The following is a 21771-nucleotide window of genomic DNA, read 5'->3' as shown; positions in this document are numbered from 1 at the left end:
CATTTCTCCTCCCGATTTTTATTCCTATGGCTACGACTAGTGACAACAAAAACAATATCTATAATGACTTTCCTGCATCACCCCTTTTCATAAATAAATGGCTAATGGAAAACCGTTTTCCTAATGAAAAATGAAATTGTTTTTCTAAGGGCCTTAAATAGAGAATTAAAATACCTAGCATAATCATTGAAAAACTTATAAGACCAAACATTACTGCAAAAATTTCATGCATAAGTATTGCAATAATAAACATATATTTTCGATATGATTTAGGTGAAAATAAAAATGCAAATAATAACAATTGAATAATTAAAGTTCCCCAAGTTGGAATTACAACTAAAGGTGATGACAAAAAGTCATTAAATAAGGTATGTAATAAAGGCGGAAAACCTAACATTGGATCTTGAGCATAATAATAAACAGCCGTTCCATTTAACCAATCTTGATCAGCTAATTTTGCCGTAGCTGAATTAAAATATAAAATTGCAATTTGGATTCTAATAAATACAAAAGTTGTAAGTGCTATGACGCGAAAATATAAATCTTTCTTGTTGATTAGATCTGTACCAGTCTTTATATTTTCCCAATGCCATTTTCTTGAATCGGTCAAAGTTATAGGCAGGAGTAGTAACGTAAAAACTGCACTCACTTGCTCTCCCCCATCAATAGTCATAGCGGAAACTTGTAAACTATAAGATATCCACCAATGTATAATTCCAGTCAATCTGGGCCTCCAGCCTGACACAACAACCAGTAATAAGATGACACAAATCCATCGTATTAAATTAAGGTATATATGGTTATTAGGCACTGTACAAAAAATGCTATATGTTCCATTACAATACGGTGTTTCTTGTCCTGCACCCGGTCTAAAGAAAATGCTAGAATCATTTAAAGCAAGTGTTAAAGCTGTAGATAAAGCCATAATACTTCTTGCCAAACCATAGACATTGGTCCAAGGTACGTTATCATTTGCCCACTTATAAATTTTAATGTTTAACGTTTCGAACATTTTACATTCACCCTCATAACCTTAGAAGTTGGAACGACCTTATATTGGCTCCATGCCCATGGAACAAGACTTCCGCTTACGATTCCCAGATCACCACAAAGTGAAGCATTAGGCGTAGGGTTTGCAATGTCCACTTGTACCTTCATCTCATCAAGACAATTCTTTGCATCCTTATCGCATGTTTTCCATTTTAATGAACTTGGTAGTTTAGAAATAAGTAATCCAAGTTCTATGCCCTGTGCTCTGCCATATCTATTAAGTCCAAATACATTTCTTATTTTGTTATTTGGCCATGAAAGCATATCTGTATCTCCACTCATACTGTATGCATAAAGATGATCAGATCTTGGATCCCTACTGTAAAACCCCCATCCCTGTGGAATAAATTGTTTCACCAAAAACTCTGCTCTAACAGTTGTCGAGAGAGGATTTTTCGGTAATGCAACTATGATACTTGAGAAAAGCAAGATCGTTAGACATGCACAAATTGTTAAAAAAAAGAGGCCTATTCTACTTTTATCACTACTAAAATCGTTCAATTATGAACACTCTCCCGATTACAATTTATCCTATTTATTTCTAAATAAACCCATAAAATACAGAAGAATATTATCATAGGCTATATGAAAAATGAAGAGTTTTTTAATATTTAGTTATTTTTTCCCAGTTAAAAAGAGGTTAGAATAAGACTCTAACCTCTTTAAATAGGAAACATAACCCGGCTATTTATTTAGCTCTTTTTGATATATGAAATAAGATGCGAATACGGATAAGAGTATACTACCTATTGCCGCTATAAAAATAATCGGCTCGGTAAAAGACTCAGGAATAAATGCAGTTAAAACAATAATGATTCCGGCTAGAACAAATATTCTTGAACTCAATCTATGTGTAAGCCTCCATACATTTTCACTGCTTAATGTCCAAGGAGTTCTAATTCCCAAGAAAAAATTCGGTCTAACCTGCTGAATAAAATTACCAAAAACCATAAATATAGCTCCAAGAATAAATGAACCTAAATATGGAATAGGAAGTTTAATACCCAGCCCCGTCAATATTGTAATCAAATTAATGAGAAATAAGACGAGAAACATGGTATTAAAAATAGATAAGTATGCACGAGTAAAGGTCGGATAGTTTCGTCGGGGATCAATTTTAGGAATAAGCACCATAAGAATATATTGTACTATCATTATACCTACCAACGTTGCTATGGCCGTAGGTTTCTTTGAAAAGTCATCTGCTTCACCACTTATACCCCAGTGTGTTGCCAATTCATTAGGTAAGTGTGAATATGTTATAACCCAAGCTAAAATTGTTAAGGCTATCATAATTAGTGCAAAGAAATATTTTTTCATCATTCTCCACCTTCCTTCTTGTCATGGTCTGTATCTGTAAGGGAAAAAAACCAGCCAATAAGATCTTGAAGTACAGTCGTATTTAAAGAATAAATAATAAATTGTCCCTTTTTTTGGTCTCGTACTAAATCAGTGTTCTTTAAAATATTTAAGTGATGAGAAATACTAGGTTTTGACATATCAAATTGGTCAGCAATTTGCCCGGCTGTTAAATCTTGTTGTTTTAACAAATCCAAAATCCTTCTCCTTGTAGGATCGGCCAGAGCTTTAAAAGCCTTATTCAAATAATTCTCCCCCCTTTGGTAAACATTAGGATTTAGATATTTACCTAAATAATAAAACATTTTATTTTTCCAGTCAATATACAACACCAGTATTTCCTTCCTTTACGATAAAACGATATTAGAATTAACTGTAATACAAATCCTAAGTGCAAAATTCTTTTGCATATCCTCTCCTTTTTTTTATAAAATAGAAGCAATATTAAGAAAATAATTGAGGGAGGTTCATACAGTGGTCAAGGACAGCGAATTCCTCACATTGGTTTTTCAGAGCATTTTAGATGAAATCGATGTTGGCCTGCACGTAGTGGACGAGCATGGTAACACGATCGTTTATAACAATAAAATGATGCAGATTGAAGATATGGAGAAGCATGACGTCCTGAATAAAAACCTGATGGATGTGTTTATGTTTTCAAAACAGCAGGACAGTACGCTGGTACAGGCTCTCCAGGAAGGCAAGACGATTAAAAATGTGAAGCAGAGCTACTTCAATAATAAGGGCCAGGAAATCACGACGATCAATCATACCTATCCCATCGTCCAGGACGGCAAAATCAAGGGTGCCGTTGAAATTGCCAAGGATGTGACAAAGCTAGAACGGCTAATCAGGGAGAATATGAACAAAAAGGGCAGCACCACCTATACGTTTGACAGCATCCTCGGCACCAGCCCGGCCATTCAAGACGTCATCGAAAACGCTAAGCGGGCAACCCGCACGTCATCATCTGTCCTTCTCGCAGGCGAAACCGGCACGGGAAAAGAGCTGTTCGCGCAAAGTATCCATAATGGCAGCGATCGTTCAGGCGGCCCGTTTATTTCGCAAAACTGCGCGGCACTGCCAGACAGCCTTGTGGAAAGCATTTTGTTTGGGACGAAAAAAGGCGCGTTTACGGGCGCTGTCGACCAGCCCGGCCTGTTTGAACAAGCCCATGGCGGCACGCTGCTGTTAGATGAAATCAATTCGTTGAATCTCAGCCTTCAGGCAAAGCTGCTGCGCGCCCTTCAAGAACGAAAAATCAGGCGTATCGGTTCAACAAAGGATACTCCGATTGATGTACGTATTATTGCCACGATGAATGAAGACCCAATTGACGCGATTGCCGGCGAGCGAATGCGGAAGGACTTGTATTACAGGCTGAGTGTCGTCACGCTGATCATCCCGCCGCTCCGGGAACGAAAAGAAGACATTTTGCTTCTCGCATCGGAGTTCATCCAGAAAAACAACCATCTGTTCCAAATGAATGTTGAACACATCAGCGAAGACGTGAAGCAATTTTTTCTTTCTTATGACTGGCCGGGAAATATTCGTGAGCTTGAGCATATGATCGAAGGTGCCATGAATTTCATGACGGACGAGCAAACGATTACGGCCTCCCATCTGCCCTATCAATACCGCATGAAAATCAAGCCTGCTGACATCCCAGATCCTGAACCAAGACATCAGCCGGCTGCGGACTTAAAAGAAAAAATGGAAAGCTTCGAAAAATATGTGATAGAGAACGTGTTAAGAAAACACGGCCATAACATCTCGAAAGCCGCTCAGGAGCTTGGCATCAGCCGACAAAGCCTTCAATACCGGCTGAAGAAATTTTCTCACTCATCTGACGAATAAACTGGTGCAGGAAGCCTGATCATAAATACAGTGCCTCTGCCGATTTCACTTTTCACGTCAATTGTCCCATTGTGGCTGTCGATAATCGATTTCGTTATGGCAAGGCCCAATCCCGAACCTCCATATTTCCGGGAGCGCGATGGGTCTGCCCTGTAAAAGCGGTCAAACACATGCGGTAAGTGCTCCGGCGCGATGCCTGTGCCGTTGTCCGCTATCATCAGCATAACGCTATCACGGCCTTTTTGCAGTGAGATGGTAATGGCACCGGCTTTCTCTTTTGTATACTGCACCGCGTTATAAACCAAATTCAAAATAACCTGTTTCATCTTATCCCTGTCAAACACCGCTTCAGCATCATCCTCAAGCAGCAGCTGCAGTCTTCTTTCTTTTGCAAGCAGACTGAGCTGCGGCTCCATTTCCCTTATGAGCGCATCGAGATTTCCTCTCTTCATTTCAAAGCTCGGCACCCGATCAATTTTTGCTAAAAACAACAGATCCTCTATCAGCCGAGTGGCTCTCTTCGACTCTTCATACATACTATTCAACGCCCTATCTCTCTGCTCCGGCTGAAGCGCGGCGCCACGCAGCAGCACTTCGATAAAGCCGTGTATGGACGTTAAAGGCGTTCTCAATTCATGTGAAGCGTCTGATACAAATTGCCGGATGCGCTCCTTCGCTTCTTTTTCTGCTTTAAATGACGTTTCAATCCGCTCCAGCATGCGATTAAACGAAATGGCGAGCGTGTCGATTTCCATTTGTTTTCGATATACAGGAAGCCTTTTATTCAAATTTCCTGCATTGATTTCACCCATCATATGTACCATTTGTGATAACGGTTTAAGCGTATGTCTGACCACTGGCAAGAATGTAAAAAGCCCGAGCAGGAGCGCGACAAGCGAGAGCGTGGAGTAAGTGCTGATTTGCCGGAGCAGTACGTCCTTCAGTGGTTCTGTTAAAGCACTCATTTGAATCACGCCTGCTTCTTTTCCATCGATATTAATAGCCTGAAATACAATCAGCACTTCCTCGCCGGATTCATTTTTCGTGACTCTATAATGCAAAGCCATCGTATCTTTTAATGCCTCATCATATACACTTTTTTTCACTTTCGGCGGCGCTCCCGCATATGGGTCGGTCGACAATACCGTACTGTCTTTTGTTTTCTTATCAATAAAAACAATGGTCACGCCCGGATAAATAAAGGCGGGACGGACAGCACCATCTGATTTTTTCAAGCCGCCGGAATGGCTTTTGTATGTTTTAATGTTATTCCAGATGGTCGGCTCCGTCGAATTGATATAACTCTGAATGCTGACAGCCCGGTTTTCATATAATAGGCGTTTTCCATACACATATTGCAAAGCGCCAACAAACACCAATAGAAGAACGAGAATGCATAATGAGCGGCATAAAAGCTGAAAGCGCAGCGTTTTGAATCGTTTTTTCATTCTATATCCACCCGATAGCCCGCGCCCCGAACCGTTCGGATTACTTCATGCTTTTTGTCATTCAGCTTTTCCCGCAAGGAACGGATGTACACTTCGACAATATTTTCTTCTCCGTAAAAATCATACCCCCATACTTTATCCAGAATCCTCGCTTTACTGAGCACAAGGCCGTGATTCAGCACCAAAAACTTTAAAAGCTCGTATTCTGTTGCTGAAAGCTTGAGCACCTCTTCCTGATAGCGGATTTCTCTGCGCCGATCATCAATTCGAAACGGACCGAGCGCGACTTCTTCAAACAGGTTGGGAAAGTGATCCCGAATTCTTGCATAGATTCGCGCCAGCAGCTCTTCAAAGCTGAAGGGTTTGATCATATAATCATCAGCGCCCTCTGTCAGCGCTTTTACCCGAACCCCCACCTCATCCTTGGCCGTAAGCATAATAACGGCGGTATGGCCGGTTTTTTTCATCATCCTCGATACTTCCAGTCCATCCATTCCAGGCATCATCACATCCAGGATGGCCACATGCGGCTGAAATGTCTTTACGGTGTTCATCGCTGTCATTCCGTCAGCTGCTGTCTTCACTTCAAAGCCTTCATTTTCAAGGCCCATTGTCAAAAAATCTAATATCGCCGGTTCATCGTCCACGAGCAAAATCTTGATGCCTTTCATCCTATTCATGCTGTGCTCTCTCCTTAGTTGGCATAAACCTCTGATTAGTTTTTTCCCTTCCCCTCCTATTATTCGTTTTTACCTGAAAACAAACTGAATCTTCCCTAAAAATCAGCTGAATTCAGCAAGTTTTCAGCCAGCCCTCATTTGATTTTCAGCTTCAGCCTATACAATTGCCTTAGTTGGTACAGCCAACAATGAAATAAGGAGGAATCTCACATGAATATCACTAAAGTTTTATCAGGAGCTGCACTGGGAACGATTATTTCAATCAGTTCTTTCACTTCTGCTCACGCCGCGGTCATTCAAAAGGATGATACATCAACGAAGGTCGAGACGAAGCAGCAGGCTTCCATCACAATAGCAAAGGCAAAACAGGTTGCGTTGAACAAATGCAAGGGTACTGTTCAAACGGCCCAAATGAAGAAAGTGAACGGCACATACGTATATGTTGTGAAAGTTCTCGGTGAGGACGGCAAACAGCATACGATGAACGTCAACTGCAACAGCGGCAAAGTTGTGAAACATGATGTTCAAAAGAAACAAATCTATATCAGCAAAACAAAAGCCCAATCGATCGCTTTGAAAAACTGCAAAGGTGCGGTTCAATCTTCTGAGCTGAAGCAAGAAAACGGTGTTTACGCTTACGTCGTGAAAGTAATGGGTGAAGACGGAAGCCTTCACACGCTCCATATCAATGGAGAAAACGGCAAAGTCGCAAAACACGAGCAAAAGAAACAAGCACATCTTTCTAAAACAAAAGCGCATCAAATCGCACTCAACAAATGCAAAGGCGCAGTTCAATCTTCTGAACTGAAGAAAGAAAACGGCGCATACATCTACGTTGTCAAAGTGCTTGGCGAAGATGGAAAAACTCATAAAATCCATGTCAACTGTGACAGCGGTAAAATCGTAAAACAAGAAGTGCAAAAGAAAAACGCAGCCGTTACAAAAACAAAAGCACATCAAATTGCACTAAATAAATGTAAAGGCACAGTGAAATCTACTGATTTGAAGAAAGAAAACGGCACATTCGTTTACGTGTTCAAAATTACTGCCCAAAACCACACTGAACATACAGTGAAAGTGAACGCTGAAAACGGAAGCATTTGCAAATAAAATAACTGCTTGCCAGCAGTAAAATAACTGAAATTCAACGTATAACACCAGTCTTGTTTTACACAAAGTTCTAAGTTCATGTCTACCTTTTTCTAAATACTCTTTTAAACTGAACGTGTGTGACCCGCGTTCAGTTCTTTTTCTAAGGAGGACCCACAAATGAATATGAAAATATGTTCTGCAGCTGCTTTAGGCGCGGTCATTTCAATCAGTTCTTTATCATCCGCACACGCGGCTGTTCTGCATAAAGAAGACACTGCTAAAGTTCAAACCCAGCAGCAGGCTTCTATTACGCTCTCTAAAGCAAAAACTGTCGCTATAAAGAACTGCAAAGGCGCAGTTCAATCAGCACAAATGAAGAAAGCAGATGGCGTTTATGTCTATGTCATTAAAGTGCTTGGTGAGGATGGCAAAATTCACACCTTTAACATTAACCGCAGCAGCGGAAAAATCGTCAAGCATCACGTTGAACATAAACAAGCCGCGATCACAAAAGCAAAAGCACAAAGCATTGCGTTGAACAAATGCAAAGGTACCGTCACATCTTCTGCATTGAAGAAAGAAAATGGCACCTATGTGTACATCATCACCATCACAGCCAGCAACCACACGGTTCAAACCATTAAAGTCCATGCAGATAACGGAAGTATTTGCAGCTAACAGCCATTTACTGCTGTTTCACGTGTAACATCCATCTTGTATTTTTCTTCATATTCGATATATCCTTTTCAACTGAACGGGCGTGACCCCCGTTCAGTTTTTTTGCATATCAAAACAGCCTGGCAAACGATGCCAGACTGTTTGATTAACTTCCTAATTGGTCTGCGGACGACAGCTTGATGTCAACAGATTTTTCTTTTCCGCCGCGGTAAAACTTCACCTTCACCCGATCACCGACTTTTTTCTGATAAAGCCGTTTTCGCAGATCAACAATATCATTTACTTTGTATCCGTCAAATTCCGTGATGACATCGAGTTCCTTCAGTCCTGCTTTTCCGGCAGGTGAAAAGGCGTCTACGCCCATCACAACCGCTCCATTGGTGACGTTCTTAGGAAGCTTTAATGTTTCATCCCAATGATAGCTTGCGATATCGCTTAAGGATTTCATCTCAATGCCAAGGAACGGGCGTTTGACCTTTCCGTATCTCTCTAAATCCTCTATCACAGGGATCACGAGCTTAGACGGAATGGACAGGCCAATCCCTTCAACTGCTGACTCGGCAATTTTCATTGAATTGATGCCAATGACCTTCCCATCCATATTTAACAAAGCGCCGCCGCTGTTCCCAGGGTTAATGGCCGCATCTGTTTGCAGGACTTCTGCGTTCCAATCAGGCTGTCCGTCACCGTTTGAATCCACTGGGATCGCCCTCTCCGTACCCGAGATGACGCCTTGTGTGACAGAGCCAGCAAACTCAAGGCCTAACGGGTTACCGATCGCAATAACCGGCTCCCCAGACTTCACTTTATCTGAATTTCCGAAATCGGCGACTGCTTTAATCTTATCGCTTTTCACCCGTAAAACGGCAAGGTCCATCAGCTGGTCGCTGCCGACAAGATCAGCTGATACACGTGAGCCGTCTTTCAAGCTGATTTCAATTTGGGAAGCGCCTTCGATGACATGATGGTTGGTCACGACATAAGCGGTATGGTCATTTTTCTTATAGATGACGCCAGAGCCGCTCCCAGCCTCGCCGCTCTCTCCCCGTATATCTGATTTTTGGATGTTCACAACACCGACAACGGCGGGCGACACATTGCTGACAATCTTGGTGACCGTATTGTTGACACTGACATTCACCGTCCTGATTGATTCCCGGCCGTTGTTGTTCTGCTGCTGATCTAAAGCGCCTGTATCTAGCCCTTCATTTGAAAGGTACGGCATGATAAACGCCATTAATACGGCACCGACAATCACGCCAATCAGACTTGAAAGAAAATATCCTTTTTTGCTTCTCTTTGGCTGTTCAGGAGTAGTATGTTCTTCCTCACGTTCGTAATCCACCATATTCCATCCTTTCCAAGAACGTTAATATGGTTATATTGTGGGTTAGAAACTCCTAGAATAGTCATGATTTACATAGAAAAATTATACAGCGCAAAGCGGAGTGGCCTTCTTCGGATCGGTGTCATATAAGTCAAATGTCTCACCCGTCACAAATCCTTTAGAAGCCAATGTCTGCTGCACAGACATCCTTGCCAGCTCCTTCATGTTGTTGTCCTGGCTTAAGTGCGCCAGGTAAATACGGGACGTCTCATCGCCAATGACATCCGTCATCGCCAGGGCAGCATCTTCATTTGAAACGTGGCCGACGTCACTTAAAATCCGCCGCTTAATGCTCCACGGGTATCTTCCCATTTGCAGCATGCCGACATCATGATTGCTTTCAAACACAAACACATTCGCAGAACGGATAATGCCTTTCATCCGGTCGCTGACATATCCCGTATCTGTCATTAATGCGAGCTTTCGGCCGTTATAATGGAACACATAAAACATCGGCTCGGCCGCATCGTGGGAAACGCCAAACGATTCAACATCAAGTCCGCCGAACGATTTGACTGATTCCATCGGAAATACAAACTTTTGATCGGTGTCAATTTTCCCGATTTGATTCTCCATCGCTTTCCAAGTCTTCTCATTCGCATAGATCGGAAGCTTGTACTTTCTGGCGACCACACCAAGGCCCTTAATATGGTCACTATGCTCATGCGTCACAAAAATGCCGTCTACATCATCCAGCTTACGCCCGATCTGCGCCATCAGCCCGTCCATGGCTTTCCCGCTCAAACCGGCGTCCACTAAAAATGCGTGATCCTCTGTTTCAAGGTAAAACGCATTTCCCGTACTCCCGCTCGCAAGTACGCTAAATTGCAAGCTCATGTCTGTCTCACTCCATTATTTTCATTGATCTGTATCTAAAATCGTACTCTCCAAAGCATTCACAGTAAAATACTCTTGTACTGTCTTTTTCTCGCCGTTCACTTTTTTATCGTACTCGACTGTAATTCTCCATACCGGCGCCAGCACCTGCGTACTTGTCAGCGGATATTGTGCTACATAGCCGAATTTACAGCTCTTCACAGTGCTGTATTCTTTTAATTGATTTTGATAGTACAACAGCTCAACCGCATCCATTTCAGTAATTAAGCTTTCTTTCTGGATTTGCTTGAAGGTCTCAAGCGTTGTCTGGTCGTACGACACAACCTCGTTTTTACCGTTTAAGTGCAATACCACTTGCCCGATCATATTAGAGGGATTATCGGTCTTTTGGTAAATATAATGCCCTTCATACGTTTGGAAGAAAATAATTTCTTTCTTCGATTTATCAACCTTCCAAAGCTTATATTTTTCGCCATCTTGAATCTTCGAAGAAACAAGTGCCTGCGCATCGTCTTCGATATTCTTCTTTGACAGGGCGATTGGATTTGCAAACTTCATTTTCAGGCTCGTTACTTTATGATCATCACTAGGCATGTCCATCAAAGGCTTTTGATCCTTCAGCGCCTCAATTTCCTCCTTGGTGAAGGCTTTTTGATTTGCTGTGATCCGATAGCCTTCTGTCGCTTCCTTATTCAAGCCTTCATACGTGATATGATCGGCCCTCATGTCGTGCTCGACATCATTTTTAATGACTTCATATTCCTTGCCGGTAGCCTGCCATTTTTGAAAAAACTGATAGCCTAAGAAAATATCTAAAATGAGGAAGGCAACGATGAAGATTGATTTTGTCTTATTCCACTCCACTGTTAGCCTCCTCCTTTTTCAATAAGTCCTTTGTAATCGGCACAATTTTTCCATTTACTTTCATCGCCCAAACCGGTTCCAGTTCAACGAGAGGATCATCGTTGGTTGATGTGGATACCAATTGATAAGCAAGGAAGATCTGATCAATTTTGTCCGTATCATAAGCGGTTTGTCTCGAAAGCAGCATCTTCACTTCGCTGCCGCTCATCAGCTCTGTTTCACTTGTTTTAATCGGATTCGTTCCGAGACTGTAATTCGGCCGCTTATAGCTGAGAATGTCATCATTCGCCCATTGCACCGTAATCGCCGATGTCGCTCCGAAAGGTTTGGTGGTGCTGTTAATGACCGGGAGCTGATCCATAAAGATATAGAAGCTCAGCTGTTGGCTGTCATTGATACTGAAAAATTGATAGTGATCCGTCCAGCTTCCGGTATCCTCAAGGTATTTTTGGCTCTTTTTGATTAATTCTCCCGTTTGATAGGATGTGCTCTGCACCAAATTGCGCTGCTGGAATTGCACCTGGCGCTGGCTAAGATTCACATCTAAACGGCTGATCCCATCTGTCAGTACATTTCTGTTGTTGTAATTCGAATCTTCCCTTACGATGCTCGGATCGCTAAACAAAGCCTGCTTAAAGGTATTTGTTTTAATCGATTCAGTGACAAATTCTTTTTTGTCCATCGTAAGCGGTTTGTTTGGCAGCAAGAACTCTTTCTTTGAGCCAATGGAGAACAAACTGAACGCCGGCATATTTGATTGCCTGTTTTTCAAGTCGTTCATAATGTTCCGGTAGTTTGCCGACTCAACCGTCACTTCAAGAATGAGCTGTTTGCTGTAAGACACCAAATAGATTTTCTTGTTCGCTTTTGTTTCATTGAATGGGATCAGAATATGATCAAACGAACTGTATTCAAACGACTGATTAGACCATTTAAACAGCGTTTGGAAAATATCAATCGGGATCGTATCGCTGAATTGCAAATCAAGCTTGGCCTCAGAACCGCCTATACCATAAAACCAGCTCTTGAATCCAGACTTGTCATACTGATCCGAAATATCTTTAATTCCTTTTACATCCCAATGCGGCAAGTCAGACCAGATTTCTTCATAGAGGGCATTGTCATCCACTTTGTAATGAGCGCCGTCATCATGGATAAACATGTCTCTCGGCCTTACCGTTTCAGACAGCTTTTGGGTCGTTTTTTCGATTTTATGTTTCTCACGCACAGTAGACTCTGTTGAGGATGAGCCTTCAGAAAAGTTTGGCTGGAACGTCCATATCCCCCATGTGAAAACAAGACTGATGACGACGAGTACGGTAAGTAATATCGTTTTTATATTTTCACGCTTCATCCCAATCATCCTCTTGTTCCTCTTTATATGGAAGAGTAAATGTAATCGTCGTGCCTTTTCCTTCTATGCTGTCCGCCCAAATATCTCCACCGTGCGCCTGTACCATTTCCTTGGCAATCGCCAATCCCAGGCCGGTGCCGCCAAGCTTTCTCGTTCTCGCTTTATCCACCCTGTAGAAGCGGTCAAAGACTTTTTCGACATCTTTTTTCGGAATGCCGATCCCTTCATCCTTCACGCTGATATAGAGCAGTTCTTCCTCTTCATTGACATCAATCGAGAACGTGACATGTCCGCCTTCGGGTGAGTATTTTAATGCGTTAGAAATAATATTATCGAGCACCTGCGTAATTTTATCCTGGTCAATCTCGACGTACAGGTTTCTGTCCGGCAGATTGCGGATAAACTCCACATGCTGCTCTTTTGTCATTTCAAAACGGTCAATAATAAGCGACATAAACCGGACAATCTGAATCCATTCCCGGTTAAATTGATAATCCTTACTGTCAAATTTCGACAGCTGAAGCAAATCATTGACAAGCCGGATCATACGCTCTGTTTCATTTTGCGTCACCATCAAGAAGCGCGGAGCAATGTCTTTATTTTCCCACGCGCCTTCAGCTAACGCTTCTAAATAGCTGCGCATTGTCGTGAGCGGCGTCCGCAGCTCATGTGATACATTCGCAACGAATTCTCTGCGTTCCTGATCCATTTTCTCTTGTTCGGTTACATCGTAAATGACAGCGATTAAACCATCAATTTTGCCGTGTTCCCTTTGAATCACAGAGAAATTCACGCGAAGCACCGTTAATTGATCATCGCGCTCAATTTCAAGCAGCATAGAATCCTGCTGCTCCACCAAATCTTCAAAAGTATAATTCTCTTGAAGCCCCAGCAAGCTTGTAATCGGCATTTCTAAAGCTGTTTCACGTGAAACGTTCAATAGCTCCAACGCCGGACTGTTTAGGAGAATAATTGCTCCGTTTCGGTTTGTGGCGATAACGCCGTCTGTCATATAGGCAATAACAGAGGCTAGCTTTCTTCTTTCCCCTTCAGTCATCGCCTGAGCATCTTCAAGTTCTCTCGTTAAGTGGTTAAATGTTGTGGCGAGCTGCCCAATTTCATCATGCCCGTACTTTTTAACCTTCCTTGAGAAATTCCCCTTCGCAAGCTCCATCGCCTGCTTTCGCATATCTGAAAGCGGGTGGGTAATGGTTCTTGCCAGAAAAATACCGAGAAGAGCCGTCAAAACGAGTGCCAAACCTGTGCCGGACGCCAGAATCGTGTTGATTGTCTTCATTTGATTAAAGACATCTTCCATACTCGCGACAACATAGATCGCGCCGACAACCTCTTGGTTTTCAGTCATGACAGGCTTCGCGGAAATAAGAACTCTGATTTTGCTTTTCGGATCATAATATTTTCTTAAATACGACTGTTTGGTAGAAAAAATCCTCTTAAAAATCAGATCGGTCGTTTGTTTCCCTGCCACTTCTTCACCATACGGCTTTGAAGACCCGACCACTTCATAGCTTTTATCTACAAAACTAATTTCCCGAACCTCATCACTTTTCGTGAAATCACTCAGGATACGGCTGACGTCATCCTTTATAACAGTGCTGTCGTTATCGCTCTTATATTCTTGTTCGATATAATAAGAAAGGTTGTCGATTCGCTGATTCAGCGATTGTTCATAAGAGCTGATCAGCGACTTCTCTACCTGATTGACAAAATACACACCAATGATTTGCATAGCAATGATGATCAAAAGCACATAAATCAAGGTAATCTTAAATTGGATCGACCGAAAAAAACCAACCTTATTCATATGGGCATTAGTCCTGTTCTGGGTTTCTCAAGTAATAACCTACACCGCGGCGTGTGACAATCCAATTTGGATGGCTCGGGTTGTCCTCAATTTTTTCACGAAGCCGGCGGACTGTTACGTCAACCGTTCTGACATCGCCGAAGTAATCATAGCCCCAAACGGTTTGAAGCAAATGTTCACGGGTCATCACTTGTCCGATATGTTTTGCTAAATAATGAAGCAATTCGAACTCACGATGAGTCAATTCAATTGTTTCATCTCGTTTTGATACAACGTACGCGTCAGGGAAGATGACGAGAGAGCCGATATGAATCTCATTAGAGGAAGGCTCTTCCTCCGCAGGCGCTGTTGTCAGCTGGCGGCGCAGATTCGCTTTTACACGCGCCAGAAGCTCGCGTGTGCTGAATGGTTTTGTGACATAGTCATCAGCACCGATTTCGAGTCCGATAACCTTGTCAATTTCTGAATCCTTAGCCGTCAGCATAATGATTGGCATATCGTATTTCTTTCTGACTTCACGGCATACTTCAACGCCGTCTTTATTAGGGAGCATAATATCTAAAAGAATTAAATCAGGCTGAAGCTCTTCTACCATTTCAACGGCTTCGTTTCCGTCGTGGGCACAGTGCACCTCATAGCCTTCTTTTCTTAAGTTAAATTCCAATATATCTGCAATCGGTTTTTCATCATCTACTACAAGGATCTTTTTATCCATCATTTTGATTTTCCTCCTGCCGAATGACTTCATTTCATCTATATCACATTCGTTTCATCACTTAAGGCCCATGTAAAGGGTCCTTGTCTATTATAACGGTTTAAGGGCAAAAGATAAAAAAAATAAAGGTTTAGAAAAAAAACACACATTTCACCTTTATCCGCCCATTGTTTATCTTTTGTCATGCTGGTCAACTTTTTTTAAAAAAGATAACTTTATTGAAACCTCCCCTCACCGGAGTGCGTCTTTATCAATGACGTCTTCTTCTTTGAACCGGCCCTAGGGCCGGTTCTCCCTTTTTCTTCTATTATAACATTCCTCATGTTTGCCTTTTTCCTATAAGAAAAAACGCACCTACGATTGCAGATGCGTTTGGTAAGTGGCTCGGGACGGAATCGAACCGCCGACACACGGATTTTCAGTCCGTTGCTCTACCAACTGAGCTACCGAGCCAAATGTTTTATTTTTCTCTACTAAGTAAAGTAAAATGGCGGTCCGGACGGGACTCGAACCCGCGACCTCCTGCGTGACAGGCAGGCATTCTAACCAACTGAACTACCGGACCTTACAGTAATTGCCCGGAGAGCTGTCGTGTCAGCTCTCACAGACAAATAAGGAATTTAGCAATAACGCTAAAGTAAATCAATGACCCGTACGGGATTCGAACCCGTGTTACCGCCGTGAAAGGGCGGTGTCTTAACCGCTTGACCAACGGGCCTTCACGAAATGGTGAGCCATGAAGGACTCGAACCTTCGACCCTCTGATTAAAAGTCAGATGCTCTACCAACTGAGCTAATGGCTCTTAAAGATGTCAGAATTTCTATAGAGCAAACGACTTAGATCTAGTTCTTATCTCGTACTCTATTGAAGCAGTTTCCGTAACAACGAGATTTATAATATCACGAACAAATAGAAGTGGCAATAACTTTTTTGGTTTTTTTTCATATTTTTTTCTCAGACCAACTTATATGCGGGTTTCAAACAAAAAACAAGCCCCTGATATAGGGGCTTGCAGGCATATTCTATTTAGTTCGCACGGTATACACTGCGAAGGACATTTGTTTGTGAACGGTCTGGACCGACAGAGAAAATAGAAAGAGGAATGCCTGTTAGCTGAGACACACGCTCAAGATAATGGCGCGCATTTTCCGGAAGCTCGCTCAAGCTCTTCGCACCTGTAATATCCTCAGTCCAGCCTGGCATTTCTTCATAAACCGGCTCACATTCAGCAAGTGCTTTAAGACTTGCTGGGAATTCTTCAATGATTTCGCCTTTGTAGCGGTACGCCACACAGATTTTCAACGTTTCAATTCCTGTTAAGACGTCAATTGAGTTCAGAGAAAGATCTGTAATTCCGCTCACACGGCGGGCGTGGCGGACAACGACGCTGTCAAACCAGCCGACGCGGCGCGGGCGGCCTGTTGTTGTTCCATATTCGCGTCCGACTTCACGGATTTGATCACCGATTTCATCTTTCAGCTCAGTCGGGAAAGGACCGTCTCCGACACGAGTCGTATATGCTTTTGATACACCGACAACGTGCTGAATTTTGGTCGGGCCGACACCAGAACCGATCGTGACACCGCCGGCAACCGGGTTAGATGACGTAACAAACGGGTATGTTCCTTGGTCGATATCAAGCATAACCCCTTGTGCGCCTTCAAATAATACACGGCGCCCTTCATCAAGAGCATCGTTTAAAACAACAGATGTATCGCAAACGTATTGTTTGATCTGCTGGCCGTACTCATAATATTCGTCTAAGATATCCTCAATTTTAAACCCTTCTGTCTCGTACATTTTCTCAAGCAGACGGTTTTTTTCCTCGAGATTGCGTTCAAGCTTTTCCGCAAACGCGTCACGGTCTAACAGATCCGCGATGCGAATTCCGATGCGGGCTGCTTTATCCATGTAAGCAGGGCCGATTCCTTTTTTCGTTGTACCGATCTTGTTAGCCCCTTTACGCTCTTCTTCCACTTCATCCAATTTCAAATGATACGGCAGAATGACGTGAGCTCTGTTGCTGATTCTCAGGTTATCTGTACTGACGTTGCGTTCATGAAGATACGCAAGCTCTGTGACTAATGCTTTCGGATCTACAACCATTCCGTTTCCGATGACACACGTTTTATCCTTATAAAAAATTCCAGATGGGATTAAGTGAAGCTTGTATGTGATTCCGTCAAACTTGATTGTATGCCCTGCGTTATTTCCGCCTTGATAACGGGCGATCACTTCTGCATTTTCTGATAGGAAATCTGTGATTTTACCTTTTCCTTCATCGCCCCATTGCGTACCTACTACAACTACTGAAGACATGTCCGTGCACCTCCGTTAACCTTTCAAAACGATTCTATTCAAACAAATCAAGTTTATCAGTGAAGAAACAGAAAGTCAATTGTAAATCCGAACATTAAATTATTGTAAATCTATATTCGTTCGCTTTCATTCGTTTTATAAGCGTTTTCTCACCATTTTGTCATAAAAAGCTTGTGAAACTTTCATCCTTTAGCATGAAAAAGAATTACTTGCCTGATATTCCTTTTGAATTCATAAAAACAACCCGCCAGCCGTCCGGGTCCTCTATCGTCACGCCCCCATTGCTCCAGTACGGATTCTCTGATTCAACCTCTCGATAGCCCATGTGCTTTAGCTTTGAGGTGACCGCTGCCAGTTCCTCTGCATTCGGCACATAAAAAACAAGGAGGCTGTCGGGATGGGGAACGGGGGCAGTGCTTTCCCCTTCATACTGAGTGAATTCCAAATGATAATCGGCATGAGGAAGGCCGAACATGACACCGTCATACCCGTTATGCTGTGAAAATTCTCCTATTCGTTTCAAACCCAGTCCCTCTTCGTAAAAACGAACAATCTCATCAAGCTGGCCTGTAGGACGCGCAATTCGGATTTGTGCTGCATGAAAAGATGTAAAACGGTTTCCCATATTGATACCATCTCCTTTTTGCACCATTTTATTAAAACGCTTTCAAATTTTCATCCGCTGAGCGGACGGTTTTTCTTCCACCTTTCGAACGAAAAAAACCCCAAGATCAGCTCTTGGGGCTTATGCGCTGGGCGGAACGCCTGCGTCATCAAAACGCCGTTCCAGGTTGACGAATTTGTTGTATTCTTTTACGAACGCAAGAGACACGGTTCCTACCGGGCCGTTACGCTGTTTAGCGATAATGATTTCGATAATATTTTTATTCTCGGTTTCTTTGTCATAGTAGTCATCACGATAAAGGAACGCGACAATATCCGCGTCCTGCTCGATACTTCCTGATTCCCGGATATCAGACATCATCGGACGTTTATCCTGACGCTGCTCAACACCCCGGGAAAGCTGAGAAAGCGCGATAACAGGGACTTGCAGCTCCCTGGCAATCGACTTCAGTTCACGGGAAATTTCTGATACTTCCTGCTGACGGTTGTCCTTTGAACGGCCGCTTCCCTGAATCAATTGCAGGTAATCGATCAAAATCATGCCAAGCCCGCTTTCCTGCTTCAAGCGGCGGCACTTGGCGCGGATTTCACTTACCCGAATCCCCGGTGTATCATCGATGTAAATTCCGCTGTTCGACAGGCTTCCCATTGCCATCGTCAGCTTGCCCCAATCCTCTTCAGTCAGGTTACCTGTCCGGAGATTCTGGGCATTGATATTTCCCTCGGCACAGAGCATACGCATAACGAGCTGCTCTGCACCCATCTCAAGACTGAAAATCGCTACGCTCTCATCGGTCTTTGTTGCCACGTTTTGTGCGATGTTCAAGGCAAAGGCAGTTTTCCCCACTGACGGACGGGCAGCCACAATAATCAAGTCGTTGCGCTGGAAACCCGCAGTCATCCGGTCAAGCTCCGTAAAACCTGTTGGAATCCCTGTGATATCCCCTTTTCGATTGTGAAGCTGTTCGATATTATCATAGGTTTGAACAAGGACGTCCTTAATGTTTTGGAAGGCACTCGTATTTTTGCGCTGTGCCACTTCCATAATCGTTTTTTCCGCTTCACTGAGTAAATCCTCGACCTCATCTTCACGGGTATACCCGTCTTGAGCAATCGTTGTCGCGGTTCTGATTAATCGGCGAAGAATCGATTTTTCCTCAACGATTTTCGCGTAATATTCTATGTTAGCCGCTGTCGGCACCGAGTTTGCGATATCTGTCAGATATGAAATGCCGCCTACTTCTTCCAGCAGGTCTGTGTTCGCAAGCTCTGAAGTTACCGTCACCAGATCAACCGGCTCACCTCGGTCACCGAGCACCAGCATCGCATTATAGATTTTTTGGTGGGACATTCTATAAAAATCATCTGGAATCAATACTTCTGAAGCCAGTGTTAAAGCAGACGGCTGTAAAAAAATAGCGCCTAACACGGCTTGTTCGGCTTCTATATTTTGCGGAGGAAGCCGATCATTCAGAAGGTCTGTCATGCTAAGCACCGTCCTCTCATTAAAAAATCTCCAACCTCCATTCTACCATTTCTACAGAAAAAAAATAGAAAAATTGTCTGTTTCCTGTTTTTTTCAGTTAGCAGATTGGATCGTTTTGGACAGTAACAAGGCGGGAAAAATGCAATAAAACATAAGGGAGGAATGAAAGATGATAAAAAAATACGCGATTACACCGAATGTTGATGCGGATGGCTGGTTTATTGAGGTGGAGAATGTGGCGCCGACAGCTTTGTATACGTCTAAAGACGCCGCTATTGAAAAGGCCAAACAGGTGGCTAAGGAAAACAGTCCGGCAAAGCTTGTCATTTATGACCAGTTTAAAAATGTGGAAGAGGAACTCTCATTTTAGTGAATGAAAGCCTTCGCTGCAGCGAGGGTTTTTTAGCGGTTATCGGTTTATTTCATCCATTGGATGCCTATGTCCATCATCAAATCTGCCGCTTTTTGATACAGATCCCACTCCTCGAGCGAAGCAAATTTTCCCATCAGCTCCTGAAGCTTTAGCCTCACTGCTAAGTATTCTTCGAATGTGACAGCTTTTTCAGTGTCTATTTGGTGTTCCTTCAGCATTTGTTTTAATAAGGACAACGGTGCGTGCATAAGAGCCCTCCTTACCTCATTTATAACGGGCATTTTTCGATTGCTCTATTCCTTTGTTACATCTTCTTACATTTCACATCTGATTCTTGTACAATGGACAGAAGAGAGGAGGGATCTTTTGTGAGACCTTTGCAAATTTCTGCTGAAACTGCACAAAAGCTTGCAGAGTCCTTGAATCTGCCGCTTGAACAGATCATGCATATGCCTCAGCATATTCTGCTGGCCAAAATGGCTGAATTGCAAAAAGAGGACAAATCATAGCCTTCATTCACATACTTGCTTACCTGTTTCGGGATAATATGATGTATATGTTAGAAAAAAGGAGTAACTGCTTTGCCACATCCACAAAATAAAAAAATCCAATCATTTTGGCTGATCGCCGGCATTATCTTTATCGCCTTTAACTTACGGCCCGCGATCACTTCAGTCGGTCCGGTCATCAGCTCTATCCGGGCAGAGCTGCACATGTCAAATGGGGCAGCCGGGTTTTTGACCGCACTGCCGCTGCTTTCATTTGCAGTTCTTTCTCCGCTTGCACCTAAGCTCGGACAGCGCCTCGGAAATGAGCGAACCTTATGGCTAGGTCTCGTGGTACTGTTGATCGGTGTTTTGACTCGTTCTACCGGCTATACTGCCGCTTTGTTTTTCGGAACGGCACTAATCGGAGTCGGGATCGCGATTGGAAATGTACTTTTGCCAAGCTTAATCAAACATAAATACCCTGAAAAGCCAGGGCTCATGATCAGCCTGTATACGACATCAATGAATATATTCGCTGCGTTGGCATCAGGTGTCAGTGTTCCTTTAGCGACCCAGATGGATGGCGGATGGAAACAGGCCTTTCTCTTATGGGGCGGGCTGGCTTTACTTGCATTGCTGATCTGGATACCCCAGCTGCGCCATCGGGATACAGCAAACAAGGCAGTGAAGCTTCAAAACAGTTCCATTTGGGCTTCCAAAATGGCATGGTATGTCACCATCTTTATGGGACTGCAATCGTTTTTATTTTACAGCAGCATCGCTTGGTTTCCTGAAATTCTCCGTTCACACGGGATTGATACGGCAACAGCCGGGTGGATGGTATCACTCATGCAATTTGCGAGTCTGCCTTCCACTTTTCTGACACCGGTTTTAGCTGATCGTGTGAAACAGCAGCGCGGTATCGTTGCAGCGCTGGCCTCAGTTTATTTGATCGGTCTCTGCGGATTATTAGCGGGCGGCAGCCATACATTGCTTGCCATCTGGATGATCATTATCGGTATCGGGCAAGGCTCCAGCATTAGTCTGGCGCTCACTTTGATTGGTCTCCGCAGTGAAAATGCCCAGCAGGCCGCTGCGCTGTCAGGCATGTCTCAGTCATTCGGCTACCTGCTGGCAGCAGTCGGGCCAATCTTTGTCGGCTATCTCTTTGACCAGACGCATTCATGGACGATGCCGATTGTGCTTCTCATTGCTGCCTTGATCGTAATGGGAGCAGCCGGACAGGGAGCCGGACGAGATCGATACATTTTTCAGTCAGCAAAACAAAGAAATTCAGCATAAAAGCGGGGAAGATATCTCCGCTTTTTTCTTTG

At 43.3% G+C, this 21771-nt stretch carries 22 protein-coding genes, 4 tRNA genes and 1 pseudogene; 6 read left to right on the top strand and 21 right to left on the bottom strand.

Features of this window, described 5'->3' with window-relative positions:
• Positions 1 to 58 precede the first annotated feature (58 nt).
• From NZD81_RS11750 to NZD81_RS11735, 4 genes are all read right to left on the bottom strand, one after another.
• Positions 59 to 1012, bottom strand: a complete 954-nt coding sequence (locus NZD81_RS11750; protein WP_040081179.1) for a sporulation-delaying protein SdpB family protein — start codon at positions 1010 to 1012, stop codon at positions 59 to 61.
• Positions 997 to 1479, bottom strand: coding sequence for an SdpA family antimicrobial peptide system protein (locus NZD81_RS11745; RefSeq protein ID WP_162105773.1), 483 nt, complete (start codon positions 1477 to 1479; stop codon positions 997 to 999). Before NZD81_RS11745 ends, NZD81_RS11750 begins: the two co-directional genes overlap by 16 nt.
• Before the next feature lie 255 nt (positions 1480 to 1734).
• Positions 1735 to 2370 carry an SdpI family protein gene (locus NZD81_RS11740; protein ID WP_014481470.1) on the bottom strand — a complete coding sequence of 212 codons (636 nt, stop codon included), beginning with the start codon at positions 2368 to 2370 and terminating at the stop codon, positions 1735 to 1737.
• Positions 2370 to 2654, bottom strand: a complete 285-nt coding sequence (locus NZD81_RS11735; RefSeq protein WP_015715052.1) for an autorepressor SdpR family transcription factor — start codon at positions 2652 to 2654, stop codon at positions 2370 to 2372. The genes NZD81_RS11740 and NZD81_RS11735 overlap by 1 nt, the downstream gene beginning before the upstream one ends.
• Positions 2655 to 2883: 229 nt before the next feature.
• On the opposite strand from NZD81_RS11735, the gene rocR reads away from it, so the two are divergent.
• Positions 2884 to 4266 (top strand): arginine utilization regulatory protein RocR, encoded by a 1383-nt coding sequence (rocR, locus tag NZD81_RS11730; protein ID WP_136654016.1) that lies wholly within the window; start codon positions 2884 to 2886, stop codon positions 4264 to 4266.
• Here rocR and NZD81_RS11725 read toward each other — a convergent pair.
• Entirely contained in the window at positions 4248 to 5714 is a 1467-nt protein-coding gene (locus NZD81_RS11725) for a sensor histidine kinase (protein WP_147772768.1), read from the bottom strand. The two genes, rocR and NZD81_RS11725, sit on opposite strands and share 19 nt — an antisense overlap.
• A complete protein-coding gene (locus NZD81_RS11720; RefSeq protein WP_014666085.1) occupies positions 5711 to 6394 on the bottom strand; it encodes a response regulator transcription factor in 684 nt (227 codons plus the stop codon). The genes NZD81_RS11725 and NZD81_RS11720 overlap by 4 nt, the downstream gene beginning before the upstream one ends.
• A gap of 210 nt (positions 6395 to 6604) precedes the next feature.
• On the opposite strand from NZD81_RS11720, the gene NZD81_RS11715 reads away from it, so the two are divergent.
• On the top strand, positions 6605 to 7504 hold the full coding sequence (locus tag NZD81_RS11715; protein ID WP_136654018.1) for a PepSY domain-containing protein: 900 nt from the start codon (positions 6605 to 6607) through the stop codon (positions 7502 to 7504).
• Positions 7505 to 7663: 159 nt separating this feature from the next.
• A complete protein-coding gene (locus NZD81_RS11710) occupies positions 7664 to 8164 on the top strand; it encodes a PepSY domain-containing protein (protein WP_069150691.1) in 501 nt (166 codons plus the stop codon).
• Here the strand turns inward: NZD81_RS11710 and NZD81_RS11705 are convergent.
• From NZD81_RS11705 to dnaB, 14 genes and pseudogenes are all read right to left on the bottom strand, one after another.
• Positions 8161 to 8290: pseudogene (locus NZD81_RS11705) on the bottom strand (hypothetical protein). The gene NZD81_RS11710 and the pseudogene NZD81_RS11705 sit on opposite strands and share 4 nt — an antisense overlap.
• Before the next feature lie 19 nt (positions 8291 to 8309).
• Positions 8310 to 9512, bottom strand: a complete 1203-nt coding sequence (gene htrC, locus NZD81_RS11700) for a serine protease HtrC (protein WP_014666088.1) — start codon at positions 9510 to 9512, stop codon at positions 8310 to 8312.
• Positions 9513 to 9593: 81 nt separating this feature from the next.
• Complete coding sequence (locus NZD81_RS11695; RefSeq protein WP_014666089.1) at positions 9594 to 10388, bottom strand: MBL fold metallo-hydrolase; 795 nt, start codon at positions 10386 to 10388, stop codon at positions 9594 to 9596.
• 21 nt (positions 10389 to 10409) lie between these two features.
• Positions 10410 to 11252 carry a WalRK two-component regulatory system regulator WalI gene (gene walI / locus NZD81_RS11690; RefSeq protein ID WP_014666090.1) on the bottom strand — a complete coding sequence of 281 codons (843 nt, stop codon included), beginning with the start codon at positions 11250 to 11252 and terminating at the stop codon, positions 10410 to 10412.
• The gene (gene walH, locus NZD81_RS11685) at positions 11239 to 12606 is read right to left on the bottom strand and encodes a WalRK two-component regulatory system regulator WalH (RefSeq protein ID WP_014666091.1); all 1368 of its coding nucleotides are present in this window, start codon (positions 12604 to 12606) and stop codon (positions 11239 to 11241) included. Before walH ends, walI begins: the two co-directional genes overlap by 14 nt.
• Positions 12596 to 14431: a cell wall metabolism sensor histidine kinase WalK gene (gene walK / locus NZD81_RS11680; RefSeq protein ID WP_014666092.1), complete on the bottom strand. Its 1836-nt coding sequence runs from the start codon at positions 14429 to 14431 to the stop codon at positions 12596 to 12598. Before walK ends, walH begins: the two co-directional genes overlap by 11 nt.
• Positions 14432 to 14438: 7 nt before the next feature.
• Positions 14439 to 15146, bottom strand: coding sequence for a cell wall metabolism DNA-binding response regulator WalR (gene walR / locus NZD81_RS11675; protein ID WP_003244363.1), 708 nt, complete (start codon positions 15144 to 15146; stop codon positions 14439 to 14441).
• 380 nt (positions 15147 to 15526) lie between these two features.
• Positions 15527 to 15599: transfer RNA gene (locus tag NZD81_RS11670), tRNA-Phe, on the bottom strand.
• Positions 15600 to 15634: 35 nt separating this feature from the next.
• A tRNA-Asp gene (locus NZD81_RS11665) sits at positions 15635 to 15711 on the bottom strand.
• Between the two features lie 81 nt (positions 15712 to 15792).
• Positions 15793 to 15864, bottom strand: a tRNA-Glu gene (locus tag NZD81_RS11660).
• Between the two features lie 9 nt (positions 15865 to 15873).
• Positions 15874 to 15949, bottom strand: a tRNA-Lys gene (locus NZD81_RS11655).
• 224 nt (positions 15950 to 16173) lie between these two features.
• Positions 16174 to 17466: an adenylosuccinate synthase gene (gene purA / locus NZD81_RS11650; protein ID WP_014666093.1), complete on the bottom strand. Its 1293-nt coding sequence runs from the start codon at positions 17464 to 17466 to the stop codon at positions 16174 to 16176.
• Between the two features lie 205 nt (positions 17467 to 17671).
• Positions 17672 to 18091, bottom strand: a complete 420-nt coding sequence (locus tag NZD81_RS11645; protein WP_040081174.1) for a VOC family protein — start codon at positions 18089 to 18091, stop codon at positions 17672 to 17674.
• Between the two features lie 120 nt (positions 18092 to 18211).
• Complete coding sequence (dnaB, locus tag NZD81_RS11640; protein ID WP_205440444.1) at positions 18212 to 19576, bottom strand: replicative DNA helicase; 1365 nt, start codon at positions 19574 to 19576, stop codon at positions 18212 to 18214.
• Positions 19577 to 19745: 169 nt separating this feature from the next.
• On the opposite strand from dnaB, the gene NZD81_RS11635 reads away from it, so the two are divergent.
• Entirely contained in the window at positions 19746 to 19946 is a 201-nt protein-coding gene (locus tag NZD81_RS11635; protein WP_014666095.1) for a DUF2188 domain-containing protein, read from the top strand.
• Positions 19947 to 19993: 47 nt separating this feature from the next.
• On the opposite strand, the gene NZD81_RS11630 is transcribed toward NZD81_RS11635, so the two are convergent.
• Positions 19994 to 20197, bottom strand: a complete 204-nt coding sequence (locus NZD81_RS11630) for a hypothetical protein (protein WP_014666096.1) — start codon at positions 20195 to 20197, stop codon at positions 19994 to 19996.
• A 120-nt stretch (positions 20198 to 20317) separates the two neighbouring features.
• Here NZD81_RS11630 and NZD81_RS11625 point away from each other — a divergent pair, with 120 nt between their 5' ends.
• Together NZD81_RS11625 and NZD81_RS11620 are read left to right on the top strand one after the other, a co-directional pair.
• Positions 20318 to 20458 (top strand): YycC family protein, encoded by a 141-nt coding sequence (locus NZD81_RS11625; protein ID WP_003242786.1) that lies wholly within the window; start codon positions 20318 to 20320, stop codon positions 20456 to 20458.
• A gap of 72 nt (positions 20459 to 20530) precedes the next feature.
• Positions 20531 to 21739, top strand: coding sequence for a CynX/NimT family MFS transporter (locus NZD81_RS11620; protein ID WP_014666098.1), 1209 nt, complete (start codon positions 20531 to 20533; stop codon positions 21737 to 21739).
• The last annotated feature ends 32 nt before the right edge of the window (positions 21740 to 21771 follow it).

Origin of the sequence: Bacillus sp. B.PNR1, assembly GCF_030386235.1 — a bacterium.
Lineage (GTDB): Bacteria > Bacillota > Bacilli > Bacillales > Bacillaceae > Bacillus > Bacillus stercoris.
Note: the sequence above shows the minus strand (reverse complement) of the source record. Positions and strands in the feature narration are given on the sequence as shown.

Coding starts and splice junctions, on each gene's coding strand:
- NZD81_RS11750 (WP_040081179.1), bottom strand. CDS start 1,012: ATGTTCGAAACGTTAAACATTAAAATTTATAAGTGGGCAAATGATAAC.
- NZD81_RS11740 (WP_014481470.1), bottom strand. CDS start 2,370: ATGAAAAAATATTTCTTTGCACTAATTATGATAGCCTTAACAATTTTA.
- NZD81_RS11725 (WP_147772768.1), bottom strand. CDS start 5,714: ATGAAAAAACGATTCAAAACGCTGCGCTTTCAGCTTTTATGCCGCTCA.
- NZD81_RS11720 (WP_014666085.1), bottom strand. CDS start 6,394: ATGAATAGGATGAAAGGCATCAAGATTTTGCTCGTGGACGATGAACCG.
- NZD81_RS11715 (WP_136654018.1), top strand. CDS start 6,605: ATGAATATCACTAAAGTTTTATCAGGAGCTGCACTGGGAACGATTATT.
- NZD81_RS11710 (WP_069150691.1), top strand. CDS start 7,664: ATGAATATGAAAATATGTTCTGCAGCTGCTTTAGGCGCGGTCATTTCA.
- htrC (WP_014666088.1), bottom strand. CDS start 9,512: ATGGTGGATTACGAACGTGAGGAAGAACATACTACTCCTGAACAGCCA.
- NZD81_RS11695 (WP_014666089.1), bottom strand. CDS start 10,388: ATGAGCTTGCAATTTAGCGTACTTGCGAGCGGGAGTACGGGAAATGCG.
- walH (WP_014666091.1), bottom strand. CDS start 12,606: ATGAAGCGTGAAAATATAAAAACGATATTACTTACCGTACTCGTCGTC.
- walK (WP_014666092.1), bottom strand. CDS start 14,431: ATGAATAAGGTTGGTTTTTTTCGGTCGATCCAATTTAAGATTACCTTG.
- walR (WP_003244363.1), bottom strand. CDS start 15,146: ATGGATAAAAAGATCCTTGTAGTAGATGATGAAAAACCGATTGCAGAT.
- purA (WP_014666093.1), bottom strand. CDS start 17,466: ATGTCTTCAGTAGTTGTAGTAGGTACGCAATGGGGCGATGAAGGAAAA.
- NZD81_RS11645 (WP_040081174.1), bottom strand. CDS start 18,091: ATGGGAAACCGTTTTACATCTTTTCATGCAGCACAAATCCGAATTGCG.
- dnaB (WP_205440444.1), bottom strand. CDS start 19,576: ATGACAGACCTTCTGAATGATCGGCTTCCTCCGCAAAATATAGAAGCC.
- NZD81_RS11635 (WP_014666095.1), top strand. CDS start 19,746: ATGATAAAAAAATACGCGATTACACCGAATGTTGATGCGGATGGCTGG.
- NZD81_RS11630 (WP_014666096.1), bottom strand. CDS start 20,197: ATGCACGCACCGTTGTCCTTATTAAAACAAATGCTGAAGGAACACCAA.